18 protein-coding genes are annotated in these 18776 nt (G+C 48.4%); 9 read left to right on the top strand and 9 right to left on the bottom strand.

What is annotated here, in order from left to right:
- Window positions 1-418, top strand: a 418-nt coding sequence (locus BLS58_RS17610; RefSeq protein WP_176764742.1) for a 3D domain-containing protein, incomplete at its 5' end; no start/stop codon positions are given.
- A 53-nt stretch (window positions 419-471) separates the two neighbouring features.
- Here BLS58_RS17610 and BLS58_RS12600 read toward each other — a convergent pair.
- Window positions 472-1059 (bottom strand): TetR/AcrR family transcriptional regulator, encoded by a 588-nt coding sequence (locus tag BLS58_RS12600; protein WP_090399160.1) that lies wholly within the window; start codon window positions 1057-1059, stop codon window positions 472-474.
- 105 nt (window positions 1060-1164) lie between these two features.
- Here BLS58_RS12600 and BLS58_RS12595 point away from each other — a divergent pair, with 105 nt between their 5' ends.
- Both BLS58_RS12595 and BLS58_RS12590 read left to right on the top strand, forming a co-directional pair.
- Window positions 1165-1506 (top strand): DMT family transporter, encoded by a 342-nt coding sequence (locus BLS58_RS12595; protein ID WP_090399159.1) that lies wholly within the window; start codon window positions 1165-1167, stop codon window positions 1504-1506.
- Window positions 1503-1820: a DMT family transporter gene (locus tag BLS58_RS12590; protein ID WP_090399158.1), complete on the top strand. Its 318-nt coding sequence runs from the start codon at window positions 1503-1505 to the stop codon at window positions 1818-1820. Before BLS58_RS12595 ends, BLS58_RS12590 begins: the two co-directional genes overlap by 4 nt.
- On the opposite strand, the gene BLS58_RS12585 is transcribed toward BLS58_RS12590, so the two are convergent.
- The 3 genes from BLS58_RS12585 to BLS58_RS12575 all read right to left on the bottom strand — a co-directional run bounded on the left by BLS58_RS12585 (window position 1817) and on the right by BLS58_RS12575 (window position 6952).
- Window positions 1817-3337, bottom strand: coding sequence for a BCCT family transporter (locus BLS58_RS12585; RefSeq protein WP_090399195.1), 1521 nt, complete (start codon window positions 3335-3337; stop codon window positions 1817-1819). The genes BLS58_RS12590 and BLS58_RS12585 overlap by 4 nt on opposite strands.
- 99 nt (window positions 3338-3436) lie before the next feature.
- Window positions 3437-5125 (bottom strand): transglutaminase-like domain-containing protein, encoded by a 1689-nt coding sequence (locus BLS58_RS12580; protein WP_090399157.1) that lies wholly within the window; start codon window positions 5123-5125, stop codon window positions 3437-3439.
- A gap of 168 nt (window positions 5126-5293) precedes the next feature.
- Window positions 5294-6952 carry a glutathione ABC transporter substrate-binding protein gene (locus tag BLS58_RS12575; RefSeq protein ID WP_090399156.1) on the bottom strand — a complete coding sequence of 553 codons (1659 nt, stop codon included), beginning with the start codon at window positions 6950-6952 and terminating at the stop codon, window positions 5294-5296.
- A gap of 298 nt (window positions 6953-7250) precedes the next feature.
- On the opposite strand from BLS58_RS12575, the gene BLS58_RS12570 reads away from it, so the two are divergent.
- Window positions 7251-8624 carry a dipeptidase gene (locus tag BLS58_RS12570; RefSeq protein ID WP_090399155.1) on the top strand — a complete coding sequence of 458 codons (1374 nt, stop codon included), beginning with the start codon at window positions 7251-7253 and terminating at the stop codon, window positions 8622-8624.
- A gap of 93 nt (window positions 8625-8717) precedes the next feature.
- On the opposite strand, the gene BLS58_RS12565 is transcribed toward BLS58_RS12570, so the two are convergent.
- The gene (locus tag BLS58_RS12565; protein WP_090399154.1) at window positions 8718-9830 is read right to left on the bottom strand and encodes a glycerol dehydrogenase; all 1113 of its coding nucleotides are present in this window, start codon (window positions 9828-9830) and stop codon (window positions 8718-8720) included.
- 42 nt (window positions 9831-9872) lie between these two features.
- Window positions 9873-10610, bottom strand: a complete 738-nt coding sequence (gene tatC, locus BLS58_RS12560; RefSeq protein WP_090399153.1) for a twin-arginine translocase subunit TatC — start codon at window positions 10608-10610, stop codon at window positions 9873-9875.
- A gap of 128 nt (window positions 10611-10738) precedes the next feature.
- Between tatC and BLS58_RS12555 the strand changes: the two genes are divergently transcribed.
- Both BLS58_RS12555 and BLS58_RS12550 read left to right on the top strand, forming a co-directional pair.
- A complete protein-coding gene (locus BLS58_RS12555; protein WP_090399152.1) occupies window positions 10739-12139 on the top strand; it encodes a gluzincin family metallopeptidase in 1401 nt (466 codons plus the stop codon).
- A gap of 67 nt (window positions 12140-12206) precedes the next feature.
- Window positions 12207-13139: an aldo/keto reductase gene (locus tag BLS58_RS12550; protein WP_090399151.1), complete on the top strand. Its 933-nt coding sequence runs from the start codon at window positions 12207-12209 to the stop codon at window positions 13137-13139.
- A 39-nt stretch (window positions 13140-13178) separates the two neighbouring features.
- On the opposite strand, the gene wrbA is transcribed toward BLS58_RS12550, so the two are convergent.
- From wrbA to BLS58_RS12535, 3 genes are all read right to left on the bottom strand, one after another.
- Entirely contained in the window at window positions 13179-13787 is a 609-nt protein-coding gene (wrbA, locus tag BLS58_RS12545; RefSeq protein ID WP_090399150.1) for an NAD(P)H:quinone oxidoreductase, read from the bottom strand.
- 37 nt (window positions 13788-13824) lie between these two features.
- Window positions 13825-14256, bottom strand: coding sequence for a MarR family winged helix-turn-helix transcriptional regulator (locus BLS58_RS12540; RefSeq protein WP_090399149.1), 432 nt, complete (start codon window positions 14254-14256; stop codon window positions 13825-13827).
- A gap of 133 nt (window positions 14257-14389) precedes the next feature.
- Window positions 14390-15298, bottom strand: coding sequence for an aldo/keto reductase (locus tag BLS58_RS12535; protein ID WP_090399148.1), 909 nt, complete (start codon window positions 15296-15298; stop codon window positions 14390-14392).
- 105 nt (window positions 15299-15403) lie between these two features.
- Here BLS58_RS12535 and BLS58_RS12530 point away from each other — a divergent pair, with 105 nt between their 5' ends.
- From BLS58_RS12530 to BLS58_RS12520, 3 genes are read left to right on the top strand one after another with little or no spacing between them, the layout of a single operon-like run.
- Complete coding sequence (locus BLS58_RS12530) at window positions 15404-16342, top strand: AAA family ATPase (RefSeq protein ID WP_090399147.1); 939 nt, start codon at window positions 15404-15406, stop codon at window positions 16340-16342.
- Complete coding sequence (locus tag BLS58_RS12525) at window positions 16339-17553, top strand: DUF58 domain-containing protein (RefSeq protein WP_090399146.1); 1215 nt, start codon at window positions 16339-16341, stop codon at window positions 17551-17553. The genes BLS58_RS12530 and BLS58_RS12525 overlap by 4 nt, the downstream gene beginning before the upstream one ends.
- Window positions 17540-18754, top strand: a complete 1215-nt coding sequence (locus BLS58_RS12520) for a hypothetical protein (RefSeq protein ID WP_090399145.1) — start codon at window positions 17540-17542, stop codon at window positions 18752-18754. The genes BLS58_RS12525 and BLS58_RS12520 overlap by 14 nt, the downstream gene beginning before the upstream one ends.
- Window positions 18755-18776 lie beyond the last annotated feature (22 nt).

The following is an 18776-nucleotide window of genomic DNA, read 5'->3' as shown; positions in this document are numbered from 1 at the left end:
CGAGCAAGAAGAGCAGCAACAACAAGAGGCTGAGCAAGACGAGCAAGAAGAGCAGCAACAACAGGAAGTTGAACAAACCGAACAAGAAGAGACTGGGCATGCCAGCCAGGAAAATGAAGAACCTGCCGGCGAGACATTCACTGTCGAGGCTACCGCTTACACAGCAGGCTGCGATGGATGCACCGGCATCACAGCAACAGGCCTTAATTTAAATGACAATCCGAATAAAAGCGTCATCGCCGTGGATCCCAATGTCATTCCTTTAGGTTCAACCGTAGAAGTTGAAGGTTACGGAACGGCAGTCGCAGGCGATGTCGGCGCAGCTATCCAGGGAGAAAAAATCGATATTCATGTCCCAACACAGGAAGAAGCCATCAACTGGGGACGAAGAGACGTTAATGTCACTATCGTTGAGTAATTCCCACCATTTCAGCAGCTTTGGATCGAAATCGATCCAAGGCTGCTTTTTCTTCACTGCGCTGATATCCCTTGCCAAAAAACGGTCCAACTTCCCTCAAAGCGCTCCTTAAATTCTTTCTCCCCATAAATGAAACGCTCGGTAAACAAACCGTCCATCAGGCAATAAAAAGCCGCTCGGAATACGGAAAATTTGAGATTGCTTATCACCTCTTCTTTTTTCCCCTGTTCATAAAAACCTTGCAAAAGCTCATCGATTTGCTGATCCCCTTTTTGCACGAGTGCTCGTAAACCCTCTTCGAGTTCGCCCGGCGGAAACAGCAGTAAGCGTCTGTACATCATTCCTTTATGTTTCTGGAAAATGAAGGTCGTGCTATCTGCTAACACGAGGTATAATCGTCGCTCGATATTTTTATCCTGGTTTTTTTCAAAACTGTCCGTCATCACTTCGTGCACTTCTTTCATAACTTTCTCGGCGACTGTTAAAAATAATTCTTTTTTCCCGGAAAAATGATTATATAATGACGGTTTTTGAATCCCGACTATACCGGCAATTTGCGCTAGAGTGGTTCCGTCGTACCCCCCTATAGCAAATGAAGAAAGCGCCGCCTCTATAATATCCTCACTTGTGGTGCTTGCCATCTATTTTTCCTCCCCATACACAACTGGTTGCCATGTTATTCATCAGCGTGCTATACTAACTACCGTTAGTTAGTTAAATTTTATCATAGAAAGAGGCGCTTGCAAATGAAGTTCCAATGGATCCTCGTGGTCATTGCCTCTGTTTTTGAAGTCGGTTGGGCGACGGGGCTTAAATATGCAAATGACTTTACAAGCTGGACATTAACCGTCATCGCGATTGTCGTGAGCTTCGGGCTGCTCATCAAAGCGGCGACGATCCTTCCCACCAGTACCGTCTACGCTATTTTTGTAGGGTTGGGAACGATCGGGACGGTTCTCGTGGATATTATCTTTTTCAACGCACCTATCAATGTCTTGATGCTCGCTTTCATAGCTCTTCTTCTCGTTGGCGTGATCGGATTAAAAATGGTGACCGGTGAAAAAACGTCTGGGAGGATGCCATCATGAGCTGGTTGATACTCATTATAGCCGGCCTCTTTGAAGTCGTCGGGGTGACCGGCATCCAAATGATTACGAAAGGAAAAAAAGGCTCCGGTTTCGCTGTTCTGGGCGGTGGCTTTATCATCAGTTTTATTTTACTCTCAATGGCCATGGACGTCCTGCCCTTAGGAGTCGCTTACGCGGTCTGGACAGGAATCGGTACTGTTGGCAGCGCACTCGTCGGGATGATCTTTTACAATGAATCCACGGATCGCTGGCGCCTGTTATTCATTGCCCTCGTCGTAGTCGCCGTCGTCGGGTTGCGCCTCGTATCGGGTTAATGTTTCGTTTTTCGTTTTAATTTCCCGAAAAACGGCTTTCGTTGCGCTCTCCGTCCTTCTTTTGTCATAACGACGATCAACCCCAACGTCATCAACAGCATGACAACGGAAAACGGAAGGGCAGCGATGATTAGTGCATTTTCCAACGCTTGCAACCCTCCGGAATAAAGCAATACGAGGGCAGTGACGGAAAGTAACACTCCCCAAAGCAATTTGAGACGTGTCGGGGGTGTATCGGAACCATTGGCTGTGTACATGCCCAGTACAAGCGTGGCAGAATCCGCAGATGTAATGAAAAAGATCACGAGCATGACCATCGCCAGTATGGATAAAAGCACCCCGAAGTCAACATTTAAAAACATCCCAAACAGCACAAGTTCTTCAGATAATGAAGCTAAATCCACGCCACTTTGCTCCACACTTATAGCCGAGCCACCAAATATCGTAAACCACAAAAATACAATAATGGATGGCACAAGCAAGACAGCAAATATGAATTCCCGAACACTTCTCCCTCGTGATACCCGCGCGATAAAACTGCCCACAAACGGTGCCCAGGCAATCCACCACGCCCAATAAAACAGCGTCCAATCATTAATCCAATCTCTGATTTCCGCATCAAAAGGGGCAATACGGAAACTCATCCTTGGTAACGTTTGTATATAATTTCCGAGCGTATCGGTAAACAAATTAAGATTGAAGATCGTCGGCCCGATGATCAACATCAGGATAAACAGCACTCCCGCGATCAACATATTCGTATTACTTAACCAACGAATGCCCTTCGCTAAACCCGACCATGCAGAAATCATAAATAGAACGGTAATAACGAGAACGATAATCACTTGCGTAAAAAAGTTCGTGGGCAAACCAAATAAATAGGAAAACCCTCCGTTTAATTGCGTAGCGCCAAACCCAAGTGACGTGGCCACACCAATCACTGTCGCGATCACCGCCACGATGTCAATGAGCTTGCCTACAAATCCTTTTACCGAGTTTCGCAAGATGGGTCGTAGTGTTGAACTGATCAACGCCGGATGGTCATTGCGAAAATGATAAAAGGCTAAAGCTAGAGCAAGGATGCTATAAACGCCCCATCCGTGTAGCCCCCAGTGAAAATAGGAGAAAGTCAATGCATTCGTAGCCGCTTCCGGCGTACCGAGTTCTCCGGTCGGTGATTGTATCGCATAATGGCTTAACGGTTCATAAGCCCCAAAAAACACTAGTCCAATCCCTAGCCCTGCACCAAATAACATGGTGATCCATGAAATTCTCCCAAATTCCGGTTCTTCATCCGGCTTCCCCAATTTCAGTTTCCCTGCCGGACTAAAAAGAAAGTATATGCTCGTAAGTAAAAATAGGGTAACAAGCAGTAGGTAATACCAACCGAAGGATTCGCTAATCAAAAGCTGTAATCCTCCGGTGAAACTCTCCAATTGCTGAGGCAGTAAGAAACCGACCGCCACCAATATGACAATCGCAAGCACTGAAAAGATGAGCACGCTGTATTTTTTCATAAAATATTTAAGATCCTTTCGGGACAAATTAAAGATCACTTACCTTTAACTTGACCCAAACCCTGGATCAATATGAACGTTGCGAAAAATACGTGCGCTTTAATAAATAATTTCCGTCCGGTTGTGTGTTTCCTCCAGAAAATCTTCATCGGGATCAAAATAATCCTCATTATAATCGAAAACGAATTCGTCATCCTCAATGTAACCGGCCCCCCAGGTGGGGTCCATTTCCAACCATTCGCCATCGACCATGACTTCCACCCAGGCATGCCGTTCCAGACCGACATTACCCGCGACATAATTGGCTTCCATTCCGAGCGACCGAAGCATCGCAATAGCCAGAAAAGCATAGTCCTGGCAGACGCCTTCTTCTGTCTCCAGCGTCTTCAGAGCACTATCATCCATCTCAAAGAGATTATCCTCCAGTTTTTCCACATCATAGCTCACGTTAGTTGCTACATACTCATAGACCGCTTCGGCTTTGTCCCGATCATCGTCTAAACCTTCGGTAGCCTCTTCCGCCACTTCTTCGATACGGGGATCATCAGATTCAATACCCACAGACGGAAGTAAGCTGCGCTGGTCCTCAGCACCCTCAACTTCCTGGGAAAAGGAAGCCACACCAAAGAACTCAAAATAATCATTCCCGTCTTCCCACGGTTCCGGGACACTGACGGTAATATCGTACTCGCCTTCCCCGAATCGAAACCATATCGTATCATCAAATGCATAATCTTCGACGGGTAGATAGTAATTAGCGGTTTCATCCTCATATTCAGTAGTAACGATCATGTGAGTGATCTCATCGGCTCCCCCGACTTCAGGATCGATCTCCCCGGCGATCCTGAATTCGTTTCCTTCATACTCATGAGAGCTTGTGTTCGTCGGTTCGACTAACTCAATGCCGTTTTCATAGTATTCATTATATGTCTCCACTTGCACCAATTCCTCATCGGAGTCGGCTTCGGCCAGAAAATAAGCCCCGTCGTAATAGAGCTCCTCTTCCTCGACGTAAACCATGACACTGATGGTGTGGATCCCTTCACCGAAACTTAAAGGGATATCTGCCTCGAATGCTCCATTTTCAACCGGAACGGTAAACTGAAAGTCTTCCCCGTCCTTGTCGACCTGAATCATAACGAGATCATCCTCACCGGCGTCGGGCAATGTCCCGGCTACCGGCACCGTGTTTCCCACTTCCATATACCCTTCGGCCGGCTCTTCAATCGATAGCCCATATTCATGGCCTAATTGTGTATATTCAACCTCCCGCTGAATCTCCTGATTGACATTATGCACTTCAGCCTGAACACCGTCGTAAAACGTATCTTCCTCGCTGGAATCGTTGCTCGGAATACGCACAGTCACCTGATGATCATATTCTCCGGAATGCAACACAATATTCTCGGCAAAAGAGCCATCTTCTGCAATGGGTACAAAATACTCAAAAGAATCGTCCCCCGCTTCTGTTTCATCTTCAAAACCGGTGTCAAGGATGACCCACAGGTAATCTTCATTTAAAGAATCATTTGCTTCTATGTTTCCCTCCAAAGTAAAAGAGCCCTCTGCAGCGAAGGTTTCATATAAAGGCTCCTCTACTGTCAGTCCGATATCTTCACCATAAGGTTCATTCTCCAGTTCTTCTGTTTCAATATTAGCAGCGGCGCTTAAATCTTCTTTTGATTTTGTCGCTTCTTCTTCATTTTCACCCTCCGCCTGCTCCTCGTCGGAACATGCGATCGTCAGCAGTAATAGCAACAAAACGGCGGACGCTCTTCCCCATTTCATAAATCAAATTCCCTCCTCTAAAGAAAACTTGGCTTATCGCCAAGCCTTTAAGGCGATAAGCCTTAGTTGCACTTATGCAGGATAAGAAAGTGGTTTATACTTTCTTACCTGCCAATAAAAAAACCCCGGAAGCCTCAGAGAGACTTCCAAGGGTGAATAGCCTCAGAATTAATAACCGCCGCCGTCTACCTCGTCGTCTACGAGTTCTACGTCCCGCAAGTCAAATTGGGCATCCGGATAATGGATGAATCCCTCGACACTCTCGTGTACACCTGCGCGGAAGTCATCGTGGACCAACGGGACAACGGTCGCTTCATCATTAATGATTTGCTGGGCCTCCGAATAGATTTCGATACGTTCATCATCATCGGCCGTTTCACGTCCAGCATCCAGGAGTTCGTCGACCTCTTCATTGTCATAAAAGGTCCGGTTTCCAGGAGCTCCGTGGCTATCGGAATGGAAAAGGGGATACATCGCGTAGTCCGCGTCACCGGTCACTGTCGTCCACCCGAGCATCACCATTTCATATGAGCCCTCAGCTGTCGCGTCCAGCAAGGCCCCCCATTCTTGCTGCTCAATGGACATATCCACGCCAATTTCGGCGAGTTGTTGTTGAAGAATTTCAGCGATCTGCAAATTGACCTGGTCGACATCTTCGACGAGCAAAGTTGTTTCAAAACCATCCTCATAACCGGCATCATCCATTAAGGACTCCGCCTCGTCCACATCATAATCAACCGGTTCAATGTCTTCGCTATAACCGAACACCAGTGGATTCAAAGCGCCAATCGCTTCTTCGCCGTATCCCTCATAGACGCCTTCAATAATGGTCTCTTTGTCCACGGCCATGTTAATGGCGCGTCTGACATCGGGATCATCAAAAGGTTCTTCTTCATTATTCATGCCAACATAATCGAGGCGCAAGCTTTCAACGGAAGAAACGTCCACACCTTCCATCTCTTCTAATTGATCCATCTGCGAAGGTTCAATATCATCGGCAACATGGGCTTCGTTATTCTCGAGCATGCCGATTCGCGTCAATTGTTCATCTACAACCGTGTACGTCGCAGAATCAAGCGCTATCTCTCCACCATGGTAATCATCGTTCCGCGTAAGCACCACTTCATTTCCCTGGTCCCAATTTTCCAATTCAAAGGGTCCTGTACCTACCGGCTCTGTATCGAGGTTCCGTTCATCATTTTCATCTTCCTCGATCGCCGCTGCACTCATCATTCCTCCACCATCATGGGCCAGGTGGGCATCCAATGGGGCAAACGGGTACTCCGTCGTAATTTGGACCGTATGTTCATCGACCGCTTCGATCTCCTCGATCATTTCATACAAGAACGCTTTTTCTGAAGCAAAATCCGGATCAATCACGCGTTCGAGCGTAGCCACGACGTCATCTGCGTCGAAGGGCTCTCCATCATGGAATGTAACATCCTCTTTCAAGTTAAACTCCCACGTGTTGTCGTCAATTTGCTCATAATCTTCAGCCAAATCCGGTTCGAGTTCCATGTTTTCGTCATAATCAACGAGTTTATCGTAAAGATTTGAACGAATATGTGTGGATGAGGTGTCATTGGACCCATGGGGATCCAGGTCTACCGCGTCAGATCCCATCGCTAAGACCATATCTCCCCCCTCGCTCGTTGCTTCATCACCCTCCTCATCCTCGTCTTCATCTTCCTCCGCCCCGTTCTCTTCTGCATCATCTGCGCCTGCGTCTTCTTCACCCTCTTGCGGTTCGTCCGCACAGGCCGCGAGCACACCGCTTAATGAGAACACAAGCACACCGCCGATAACTCTGTTTTTAAATTTTTTCACAACATTGCCCTCCCTGTCTGATTTTAAAGACAATTTCTCTCTTTTATGTCTTTAGGGAATTCCTCTTTATTGTAGCTGTTTATTCACAATTTCTCAAGAAAATATTGCGGATTTATTCATTGATCAATAGATTTTTTCGAATATCGGCGACTGCTCTTTCGTCGAACAGTACCATCGTCATATCCATATCGGCAGTGATCTGCAGTATAATGTAAGAAATAATATAACACAATCACTTTCTTCCTATCGCTTCCTCATTCCGTTATAATAGGACTTATAGTCAGGAGGAGGATTCACAATGCAAGAGGTAAAAACGGCATTACAGGCAAACAGAGACCGCCATCTACAGGAGTTACAAGATTTATTGGCGATTCCGAGCGTCAGTGCCTTACCTGAACATAAGGGAGACATCGAAGAAGCCGCCGCCTGGATGGCAGAGTCGTTAAAAAAGATTGGAATGGAAAATGTCAGCATCATGCCGACTGAGGGGCACCCCGTTGTTTATGGCGATTGGCTGCACGCCGAAGGGAAACCGACGGTATTGATCTACGGGCATTACGATGTGCAGCCGGTCGACCCCCTGGAACTATGGGACACACCTCCTTTTGAAGCGGAGATTCGCGACGGGAAAATCTATGCTCGCGGGGCCACGGATGATAAAGGCCAGGTTTTCATGCACATAAAAGCGGTTGAAACGTTAATGAGCACTTACGGAGAATTGCCTGTGAATGTAAAATTTTGCATTGAAGGGGAAGAAGAAATCGGCAGCCCACATCTGGATACTTTCGCAGAAAAACACCAACAATTGTTAGCTTCTGATGTGCTCGTCATTTCCGATAACCCGATGCTCGAAAAAGGCCAGCCGACGGTTTGTTACGGGCTCCGCGGGATCTGCGGGCTGCAGATCGATGTGAAAGGGGCCAAAGGCGATCTGCATTCCGGTCTGTACGGGGGCGGCGTGCCGAATCCGTTGCATGCACTCGCTGATCTGCTCGCTTCCCTGCACGATGACAACGGGCGCATAAGCGTGGAAGGCTTTTATGATGATGTCATCCCTTTAACGACGGATGAAAAAGAAGCTTATGACGCACTCGGCCATGATGACGAAGCGGTCCGCGCCGATCTGGATGTCCCGGCGTTATACGGCGAGGAAGGATACACGTTTCTGGAACGGACGTGGGTAAGGCCGACGCTGGAAATTAACGGCATGCACGGCGGCTTTCAGGGCGAAGGTATCAAGACAGTATTGCCGTCGGCAGCAAGTGCAAAAATAAGCTGTCGCCTCGTGCCCGACCAGGATCCGGACCGTATTTTGCAATTGCTCGAACAACATGTTGAAAAGCAGGCATCGGATGCGGTTACCATCGAAACGACGCCGTTTGACAAGGGTAAACCTTTCGTCACGCCTTTTGATCATCCCGCGATTCAGGCGGCAGGTGATAGCCTTGCCAAAGCGTATGGCAAAGACACTGCATACACCCGCATGGGCGGAACACTGCCGATCGCGGAAACATTCAGCGACATTCTCGATATACCCATTGTTCTTATGGGCTTCGGCCTACCCACGGAAAATTTTCATGCGCCCAATGAACATTTTCACCTCGAAAATTTTGATAAAGGGTTAGAAGCGATTTGCGATTATTACAGTACGTTAGCGGAAAAGCTGCAGTGAGCGTCAGGTGACCCCTTTCAGATTGATCTTCGTCATGTTTTGCAAACAAATCCCTGCCACTCGACTGAATGGCAGGGATTTTTACGCACGACATTATCCACGTTCTCTCTTATACGCTTTCGAATACTGGTCCGCGGCGATCATCGCGTCGACGACGTCATCAGGGGTGGGGACCGCGGGCATATTATGACTGCTCTCGCCTTCCTGCATGGCGGTTTCCGCGACTTTCACAAGATTCTCGCGTTCGATGTCTTCAATATGAAGGTCTTCGAACGTCGTAGGTAATCCCAGTTTTTCCAACAGTTCAATATAACGATTAATTTCCGATTGATTACGCGCCTCCAGAGTAAGCTGAGTAAGAATGCCAAAGGCAACCTTCTCTCCGTGGCTTTTATGATGGATGTCCCCTTCTAAAACGGTGAAACCATTATGAACAGCATGCGCGAGAGCAAGCCCGCCACTTTCAAATCCAAGCCCGCTTAATAAGGTGTTCGCTTCCACCACTTGTTCAAGTGCGTGTGAAACGACTTGCCGTTTATTCGCTTCATAAGCAAGCAGCCCGTAATCAAACAACGTTTCTTCACACTTTTTCGCTATGGCTTGTCCGGCAATCGTTGCCTGGCCGCCAGCCATCGTTGAGCCACGCCCTTCATAGGCGGTACGAGCTTCGACCCAGGTTGCCAGGGCATCAGCAATACCGGCAGCCAAAAGCTCCGGGGGAGCGCCCGCGATCACTTTTGGGTCAACCAGAATAAGGTCGGGATTCGTTTTGAAAAAACTGTAGCGTTCAAAAACGCCGCCTTCTGTGTAGATAACGGAAAGGGCGCTTGTCGGCGCGTCCGTTGAAGCGGTCGTCGGAACGATGACACAGGCAGCCTCATTCATAAGGTCACGAACCCCTTTTGTCGTATCCAGCGCTTTTCCGCCTCCGACACCGACAACGATATCCACGTTATTCTCATTGGCAACATCCGCAATGCGCTTAATTTCTGTCTCAGAAGCTTCTCCCGAAAACTTTTCTTCCACAATGTCAAGTCCGGCTTCTTTCAGACTGCCGCTCACCCGGTTGCCGGCGATGTCCCAGACTATTTCATCGGCTATCACCAATGCTTTCTTTCCGAAATCGGCCACATACTTCCCGGCCGAATCGGTCACATCTTTTCCCTGTACATATTTACTGGGGCTAATAAAAATCTTCTCGTTCATTCACATCACTCCTCACATATATGTTCCCCGGAATGATGCCCGTCAAACCTCGGTGGCTTCTTCTTCCTGCTTGCGCTTATAGACGCCGACTGATAATACAATCCCGATTTCATATAGGAGAATAAACGGGAGAACGATGAGAACATCCGTTAAAAAATCCGGCGGCGTGATCAGTACCGAAATGCAAAATAACGCGAAATACGCGTACTTGCGAACTTTGCGTAACGAATAGGGGTTAAGGAGTCCAAACGACGTCAAACACATAAGTACCACCGGCAATTCGAACAAGAAACCGATGGGCACGGTCGACATCACCATAAACGAAAAATATTCCTGGGCCGTGATCATCATCTCAAAATGCACTTCCCCGAGATTCATAAGAAAAGAAAAAGCGAGCGGATGGACGACGAAAAAGCCGAAAGCAAGTCCGGTCACAAAACAAAGAAAAATCGCGGGTACATAATTAAACAAGGCGCCGGCTTCTTTTTCATTCAAAGCCGGCTTCACGAAACGCCAAGCCTCATAGGCCAAATACGGAGCCGAAAAGCCCAGACCCAATACGCCAGCTAAGGTAAAATAAAGCCGCAACGCATCCAGCGGGCCGAGCATCACCAAGTTGTGATCGCCGGTTAAGAGATCAACATAAAAACGAAGCAAAATAAAGATAGCGATAAACACGAAAGCATAGACGAACAAACAGCGTAAGACCGCCGCCCTCAACACAACAATATGCTCCAGCGCCGGTTGTTTTTCCATTGCAGTGCTCTCATTTGCAGCCATGATAAATGCCCAGCCTCCTCCATTCAGTCATTTACCAGCCTATCCTCCCCCAAGCCATGAAAATTATGCAGGAATAGATATTTTCACTACAGGCAAAACTGGAAGAAATAACCTAAAAGGAGAGACCTATGTCTAATCAAACGTTTTTATCCTTCCTCAGTCGTCTGGCAGCCTATGAACAATCGTTATCTTTACTGCAATGGGATGCCCATGTGACAAGTTCAAAAAAGGGCAAACAAACGCGCATGGACGCCGTCCACGTGCTCACGACCGATATCTACAATCTGTTATCGTCCAGGGAAACCGAGGATTTATTACAATCCGTCGATTCAGCTGAACTGCCAACCCATGTGCAAGCGACGCTCAAACATTTGCTAAAGCAAAGCGAACGGTTGCGGATGATCTCTTTTAAGGACTATCAAGCCTATGAAAAACAAACAGCAAAAGCCGCTTCCGCCTGGCATGAGGCCCGAAAAGCGGACGATTTCTCCATCTTCCGACCACAATTCGATAAACTCGTCGCCTGGCAACATGAATTTGCAGACATGAAAGGGTATGCTGATCACCCGTATGATGCCGTGTTGGACAATCACCTACCGGGCTTGACGGTCAAAGAGATGGACCGGTTATTTTCTGACATGAAGGGCTCTATTCATCCCCTGATGGGCAAAATAAAAGATGCTGAACACCGTGTAAAAACAGGCTTTTTGTATTATTCGTTTCCGGAGGCCGACCAGTCGGCGATCGCGAATGATATTTTACAGGAGATCGGATTTGATTTTCAGGCCGGGCGCCTGGACTCATCCGGGCAACCTTTTACCCTTACCATCCAGGACAACGACGTGCGTGTAGGCTTGCCTTACATTGACGGAAATGTGCAGGCAGGACTTATGCATGTGTTCACGGAGGGAGGACATGCTCTTTTCGAGCAAAATCGAACGGCTCTGTTGCGGGGAGCAACGCCTACGAGTGACATCGAAGCTCAAAAAACACTCTGGGGAGATTTCATCGGTAAAAGTAAATCATTCTGGGATCGCTATTATACGCGCTTTCAACGACAAGCGCCCTCTTCATTCGCAAAGGTGTCCGTTGAGGAATTTTATGAAGGGATCAATGCCGCGAAGCTTTCAATCATTCGCAAAGAAGCCAATGAACTGACGCAACCGCTACATCTGCAAGTACGCTATGAACTGGAAAAAGGAATCATGGAGAGGAGTATTGCCACCCGCGATTTGCCGGGTCTCTGGGCCGAAAAAATCCAGCAGGCGACCGGCCTGGCCGTTCCCTACGATAACACCGGCGTGCTGCAGGAACAGCATTGGGCTACCGCTCAATTTGGCCATGCCGCTGCGAAAACTTTCGCATACGCACAAGCCGCCCAGTGGTATGAACAAATGGAGGGGACGAACATGCACGAATGGCTGCGGGAAAATGTGTATGAAGAGCAAGTGGTATCACCACAACAAATTGATGCCGGGGCATTTAATCGTTATTTGCAAAATAAATACGGTGCTATTTATCGATTGTGAGCCTATGGTGTGTTATAGTATTAAATGCTGATCGGTATACTATATTATTGACAGGGGGAACATACCTATGACCCATCATATTTATCTAGGCAAATCTGACGTTGCCGTCCATCCCGTCGGCCTGGGCACAAACGCGGTTGGCGGGCATAACATTTATCCGGACGCCCTTGATGAAGAGCAAGGCAAAAACGTTGTCCGCGAGGCGCTCGACAATGGCATCAATCACCTCGATACCGCTTACTTCTACGGCTTGGGGCGCTCAGAGGAACTCATCGGCGAGGTGATGGCTGAATATAAGCGAGAGGAGATTGTGCTCGCAACGAAAGGCGCCCATAAATTCGTCGAAGAAGAAGTGGTCATGGACAATTCGCCGGCCTTCTTGAAGCAAGCCGTCGACGACAGTCTGCGTCGGCTCAAAACCGACCATATCGATTTATTTTACATCCACTACGCTGATGAAGACACACCGAAAGCTGAAGCCGTCGGCGCATTAAAAGACTTGAAAGATGAAGGAAAGATTCGCGCCATCGGCGTATCCAATTTCAATATTGACTTGCTGCAAGAAGCGAACAAAGACGGCTATGTTGACGTTCTTCAATCCGAATACAATCTCCTCGCGCGGGAAGCCGAACAGGATTTGCTCCCATATACGGCTCAGGAAAACATTACGTTCATCCCGTATTTCCCCCTCGAAGCCGGCCTCCTGGCGGGCAAATATGACGAAAACGCAACGTTTACGGATTTACGTGCGAAAAAACCCGCCTTTCAGGGCGAGAATTTTAAACGAAATCTGGAAAAAGTCGAGCGAATACGTGACATCGCAAATGCAAAAGGGGAAGAAGTGGCGCACATTGTTCTCGCCTGGTACTTCTCCCGAGCGTCGCTTGACGCGATTATTCCCGGCGCTAAACGCCCGGAACAAGTCACGAATAACTTAAAAGTGGCCGAGGTTAACCTGACTGAAAACGAGATTGAGCAGATTGATGAGATCTTCTCATGAAAAAACCAAGCCTGAAATCAGGCTTGGTTTCTTTTCTTATTACTGGCCGTTTTTCACCCAGCCGGCAACTTGTGCTGTGCGTTTCGCCTGGTCCTTGACCACTTGTTCCACATCTTCCTGCATATTGCCTTCGCCATCGACCGTCACGGAGTTTCCGTATGGATTCCCGCCGGAAGTGAAAGCCGCTTCACTGGTGTATCCCGGCGGAACAATGATGGCTCCCCAGTGCATCATCGTCGTGTAAAGCGACTTGACGGTTGCTTCTTGGCCGCCGTGCGGGTTCATGGCCGAAGACATGCCGCTGACGACTTTGTTGACAAGTTTTCCTTGCCCCCAGAGCCCGCCCGCTTGATCGAGGAGTTGCTTGACTTGCGCCGGGACGTTTCCAAAACGGGTCGGTGTGCTGAAAATAAAGGCGTCTGCCCAGTCCAGATCATCCGGTGACGCCACGGGAACGTCTTTCGTTTCTTCCAGGTGCTGCTCCCAGGCCGGATTTTGCGCGATGGCTTCAGCCGGGGCAAGCTCCTGTGCACGCGCAACTTTCACTTCATGTCCGGCTTCTTTTAACGCTTCTTCTGCCCAGCGCGCCAACTGATAATTGGTACCTGTGGAGCTGTAGTAGATCACAGCTACTTTCACGTTACTCATTTTATAACCTCCTATGTTTTAAGCATTCACAGCTATTTTACTCATCAAGAGCCAACCCTACTCGTTTCAGCAACTCGATCATCGTTTCCTTTTCTTCCGTGTTCAGCCGCGCGAATATTTGATCGACGGACTCCCGATGCTGCGGAAAGACGCGAGCCATCAGTTCTTTGCCATTGTCATTAATCGAAGCGTAAACGACGCGACGGTCTTCGGTACAACGCACCCGGCTCAACAGATCTTTTTGCTCCAATTTGTCAACGACATAGGTGAGACTTCCGCTCGTTAACAAAATGCGTTTTCCAAGCTGTTGAATCGGTTGGTCCCCTTTATGGTACAACAATTCCAGAACCGCGAACTCGGAAGGTGTTAACCCGTAGCGTTTCATATCGGCTTGTGTAGCATCTGCAATCGCATGCTCAGCCTTCATTAACACAACGAGCAGTTTTAACGATAAATCTTTGTCTTCCATAATTAAGTCACTGCTTTCGGATTTATCTTGATTTCGAGATTAATCATACCAAGGTATTTCTTCTTTGTCAACGATAACCATTTAGATACTGTCCGCGCGTCGAACATTTAGCTTCGTTTCCCACCTCTCACCTCTAGTTGCGGTGTTGTTGATAGATTTCAGCCTGTATGCTTCCTTGTAAGCGCGCGTGTTCTTCATCCGTTAATGGTTCCAATTCAGAAGCACCGATATTTTCAAACACTTGCTGCGGCGTACTTGCTCCCGCGACGACCGAGGTGACAGCCGGGTGCTTCAGCACATATTGAATAGCCGTTTGTGCAGCTGCTTCTCTTCCTCGCGTTTGCTGCACTTTTTCGGCGGCACGCATCACTTTCGCACGGGTATGTCCGAGGTAGCCATTTTCCGGAACTTTTTCTTCTGCCTTCGCACTCAGCATTCCTTTCGCAACGGGGCCACGAACGATCACACTAATCCCGAGCGAGTGCAGAAAATCGAGCATCGCCTCTTCCGGCCGCCTATCAAGCAAGCTATACTGCATCATCACACTGGAAATGCCTGCATCGGCATATCTTTTAATCACATTTGGCCGGATTGAAGATATTCCCCACTCGCGAATGAGTCCTTCCTGTTGAAGTTCCTGGAAAGCTTCGATCGTTTCATCGATGGGGTCGTCAATCGTGCCACCATGCAATTGGTAAACGTCGAGATAATCGGTCCCGAGCCTTTGTAAACTCGCCTTACAGGCTTCTTTGATATACGCCTTCGACGGGTCCCAAAACCAGTCGTCTTTTCCCTTCTCCCAGTGATTTCCTCCCTTGGAGGCTAAAATAAAATCATCGCGGCGGCCTTTGATAATCTTGCTGAGCAGCTCTTCAATTTCCCCGTATTTATACAAATCGGCGGTGTCGAAATAGTTGACGCCTTTCTCGAGTGCTGCATCAACGATGGCCGTAGCTTTTTTCTGGTCGAGGGGTAAACTCATCGTGCCCAAACCTATTTCTGAAATCTGTATGTCTGTATTTCCCAATTGTCGATAGTTCATCGTCCAGCCTCCTTCGGATGTCTCTGTTTTGCCTTACCCTTTATCGGTGCTTTTCATTCATCTATTTGTGTGAAAAAATAGAATGGAAATGGCGGTGATTGGAAAATGAAGCGAATTCAACGAATGAAAGATGCCTTACAGGAGATCATCATCGGGCAGGATAATGTCATTGATCTCACATTGGTCGCGCTTTTCAACGGCGGTCATATATTACTGGAAAGCGTGCCTGGCACAGGGAAAACATTGTTGGCAAAAACGTTCGCGCAAGTGATAAATGTGGATTTTCAACGCATTCAATTCACGCCGGACATTTTACCGAGCGATGTGACGGAGCTTCGTTTTTTTCATCCCCAGGACCAGGCCTTTTATCTTCATAAGGGACCGATCTTTACGAACATTTTGCTCGCCGACGAAGTGAATCGCGCCACACCGAAAACACAATCGAGTCTGCTGGAAGTCATGCAGGAACAACAAGTAACCATAGACGGGGAAACACATGGGATTCCCGCGCCTTTTCTCGTCCTCGCAACGCAAAACCCCGTGGAATCCCAACAAGGTACATACTCGCTGCCGGCCGCGCAATTGGATCGGTTTTTTCTGAAAATCCCGATGGCGTACCCGGCCTTTGAAGAGGAGAGAACGCTTTTGCAAAGGCATGCGCGCCAAAGAGAACACCTGCCTCCTCCCGTACTGAACGCGGACGATATCTTAGCTCTGCAACGGGAAGTAGAAGGGATCACCATTCATCGGGATGTAGAAACGTACTTGCTGGCGCTCGTACAGGAAACACGGACCCATTCGCTGCTGAACGTCGGAGTGAGCCCGCGGGGCACGATTGCCTGGTTGCGGGCTGCAAAGGGACTCGCTTTTATCAAGGGACGAGCGTATGTAACACCAACCGACATCCAGACCATCGCCCCTTATGCCGTGGCTCATCGATTGTTGCTGTCAATGGAAGGCTACATGACAAAGTCGGTCGAAGATATCCTCAATGAAGTGCTGGAAAATGTCCCGGTTCCGGTCGAAGAAGGCTCACAACGATGAACCGCCATGTGGAAACGGGAAACGCAACGGAAGCAGGGCTGATTTTATTCGCGCTCATAACGTTCGTGGCATTTCTTTCAGGCAGTTATGCATGGTTCGCGCTCGCGGCTTTCGGTTTTATCTGGATGCTTCTATCCCAGCGGATGTTGCGTTCGCTCGGACGAAATCTGGAGCTTTTTGAAAAAAAGCAAAGACACCGCTATTTCATCGGCCATGACGGTTATTTTACATTGACATTGAAAAATGACGGACCACCGATTTTTCAATGTGTGCTAACGGTAGACTTCGATGGATACGTCCAATCGCCTTCAGTCGCGGCAGAAGACACGACGACCGGGCTTCAGCGTGTAGCAACCAAATGTTCCATCGGACGGCAGCAATCCCGGACAGTCACGATCCCGTTCACCGCACACGCACGCGGAATTGCCCGGGTGCGCGCCGTTTCCCTGAAAATTCCCAACTGGACAGGGCTTGGGAACGTCCATGTTGAACTGGATACGAAGGGTAACCAGGAAGCCGTCGTCCTTCCCGGGCAGCGATTCGTCGCTGAACAACATCGGCCTCTCACTCCTTATGAAGGAGCCTTTGCACGACCTTACGCCTTATACCGGGATCGCTTAATGCCCACCGGCGTGAGGAATTACGAGTATGGAGACGACTTCAAGGATATTCACTGGAAAGCATCCGCAAAAATGCAGCAGTTACAGACGAAACAATATGAAACGGTTTCTGATCAAAGCATGCTGGTCAGCGTCAATCTCTCGGATGGCTATGGCATTACCGGAGATTTAGACGCGCTGATTGAACATTGTGCCTATTTAGCTTTCGTTGGCATCCAAAATGATCTGGAGATTGGGCTTGCCATTAACCGCCAGATCAATGGCGGCGTCCCCTATTTGTTTACCCCGCCGAGCGGCGGAGAGGGCCACTTGGCCGAGATGCTGGAACAACTGGCGAGCATCACGAAACATAATACGCTCACGATTCCGTATGCCAAAATGATCGCGGATTTAATGTATCGACGCCAACAACCCGCCCATTGGATTCACGTCGGCCGCCGCCTTCCTGCGGATGATCATCAACTCCGTACCCTGGAGAAAAAAGGGCAAACCTTAAGCACGCTTGAACGGTCCTCCAATGGAGAAGCCGCTTATCTCGCGCCTTATACGGTCTTGAAGCACAGGGAGGAGGGGGCATATGGAAACGCGTAACGCTCTACATGTGTTTTATATGGGCATTGATATCAATCTGATCTTGGGGATCACCTATCTCTTTTATGCCTTCTCCGATCTGACCTTCTCCATTCTTCCCATGATCGGATTTGTTTTTATCGTTAGTTTAGTAACGGTTTTGATACGGCAAAGGATAACGATGGGTGCTGCCTATGTTCTCCTCGCTTTCCTCGGGGTTTTTCTTTTCAACCTTGACCTTGTATGGATGGGGATCGTTTTATTGCTCACCCCCTGGCGTGTGCAGGCTTCGCGTCCGTTTACCCCTGAAGATCTCTCAACCGGACGCTTTCTCGTCTATATCAGCCTCTGGCTGCTGATCACCTGGGGGTATGACACGTTCTCTGCCGGGGAAACTTTTAGCGGGCAGCTTTTCCTTTATCTTGTGCTCATGATCGTGGGCGTTATTTTATACGTCATAGGCACTTACGTCACGAAAAAAGAAACATACACCCGCCCCCTTCCCTGGGTGAGCGGCTGGTTTGGCATGCTTGGCGCGGTGATCTTAGTTTTGCTCATGGTTCTTCCGCTTTTTGAATCTTTATTTCAGGCAGCCACAGAGCGGGCGGCACAATTCATCAGCTATCTGGTCGCTCCGATTTTTTACGGATTGGAATGGTTGATATCTGTCCTTGCTTCCGATACTGAAGATCCTGCCAGCGAGCCAGGCGAAGAAGGCATGGAAAATGAGCTTGAAGAACTTTTGCAAGGAGGCGGAGAGCCGGCTGATATCCAGTGGATCGGGACAGTCGTCATCTTACTACTGTTCATCGCCGCTGCCATCTTTATTTTTAAAAAAATGAGGAATCTCCCAAACGATCAGGGTGATCATTCTACTTCTCCGATTATTTTCTCTAAAAAGATTAAGCAACCTGAGCGGGCGTCCCGAAAAATCGAATATAGTTCCGCTTATGGCAATCAAGTACGGCAGGCGGTCACGCGTCTTGAAGCATTTGCCGGTCAGCGTGGATACGGACGTGATGGCGGAGAAACACTCCCCGATTGGTTGGATCGGATCACCGATAACATGAGCGCTGTTCAGAAAGAAGCCTACCTGCAATGTTATGAATGCACCAGGTATGGTAACGAGCTCATCGACCACGATGATGCCGAATGGTTCATCACAGAAACCGAGCAGATCAAAGATCATCTGGATCGCGATGTTGACAATTCATCAGTTTAGTTATAAACTTAGGATTGAAGGA

It is taken from the genome of Natribacillus halophilus (assembly GCF_900100185.1).
Taxonomy (GTDB): Bacteria; Bacillota; Bacilli; order Bacillales; family Marinococcaceae; genus Natribacillus; species Natribacillus halophilus.
Note: the sequence above shows the minus strand (reverse complement) of the source record. Positions and strands in the feature narration are given on the sequence as shown.

What these genes read in the sequence shown, in the direction of transcription:
- BLS58_RS12600 (WP_090399160.1), bottom strand. Translation starts at nt 1,059, where the DNA reads ATGGCAAGCACCACAAGTGAGGATATTATAGAGGCGGCGCTTTCTTCA.
- BLS58_RS12595 (WP_090399159.1), top strand. Translation starts at nt 1,165, where the DNA reads ATGAAGTTCCAATGGATCCTCGTGGTCATTGCCTCTGTTTTTGAAGTC.
- BLS58_RS12590 (WP_090399158.1), top strand. Translation starts at nt 1,503, where the DNA reads ATGAGCTGGTTGATACTCATTATAGCCGGCCTCTTTGAAGTCGTCGGG.
- BLS58_RS12585 (WP_090399195.1), bottom strand. Translation starts at nt 3,337, where the DNA reads ATGAAAAAATACAGCGTGCTCATCTTTTCAGTGCTTGCGATTGTCATA.
- BLS58_RS12580 (WP_090399157.1), bottom strand. Translation starts at nt 5,125, where the DNA reads ATGAAATGGGGAAGAGCGTCCGCCGTTTTGTTGCTATTACTGCTGACG.
- BLS58_RS12570 (WP_090399155.1), top strand. Translation starts at nt 7,251, where the DNA reads ATGCAAGAGGTAAAAACGGCATTACAGGCAAACAGAGACCGCCATCTA.
- BLS58_RS12565 (WP_090399154.1), bottom strand. Translation starts at nt 9,830, where the DNA reads ATGAACGAGAAGATTTTTATTAGCCCCAGTAAATATGTACAGGGAAAA.
- tatC (WP_090399153.1), bottom strand. Translation starts at nt 10,610, where the DNA reads ATGGCTGCAAATGAGAGCACTGCAATGGAAAAACAACCGGCGCTGGAG.
- BLS58_RS12555 (WP_090399152.1), top strand. Translation starts at nt 10,739, where the DNA reads ATGTCTAATCAAACGTTTTTATCCTTCCTCAGTCGTCTGGCAGCCTAT.
- BLS58_RS12550 (WP_090399151.1), top strand. Translation starts at nt 12,207, where the DNA reads ATGACCCATCATATTTATCTAGGCAAATCTGACGTTGCCGTCCATCCC.
- wrbA (WP_090399150.1), bottom strand. Translation starts at nt 13,787, where the DNA reads ATGAGTAACGTGAAAGTAGCTGTGATCTACTACAGCTCCACAGGTACC.
- BLS58_RS12540 (WP_090399149.1), bottom strand. Translation starts at nt 14,256, where the DNA reads ATGGAAGACAAAGATTTATCGTTAAAACTGCTCGTTGTGTTAATGAAG.
- BLS58_RS12535 (WP_090399148.1), bottom strand. Translation starts at nt 15,298, where the DNA reads ATGAACTATCGACAATTGGGAAATACAGACATACAGATTTCAGAAATA.
- BLS58_RS12530 (WP_090399147.1), top strand. Translation starts at nt 15,404, where the DNA reads ATGAAGCGAATTCAACGAATGAAAGATGCCTTACAGGAGATCATCATC.
- BLS58_RS12525 (WP_090399146.1), top strand. Translation starts at nt 16,339, where the DNA reads ATGAACCGCCATGTGGAAACGGGAAACGCAACGGAAGCAGGGCTGATT.
- BLS58_RS12520 (WP_090399145.1), top strand. Translation starts at nt 17,540, where the DNA reads ATGGAAACGCGTAACGCTCTACATGTGTTTTATATGGGCATTGATATC.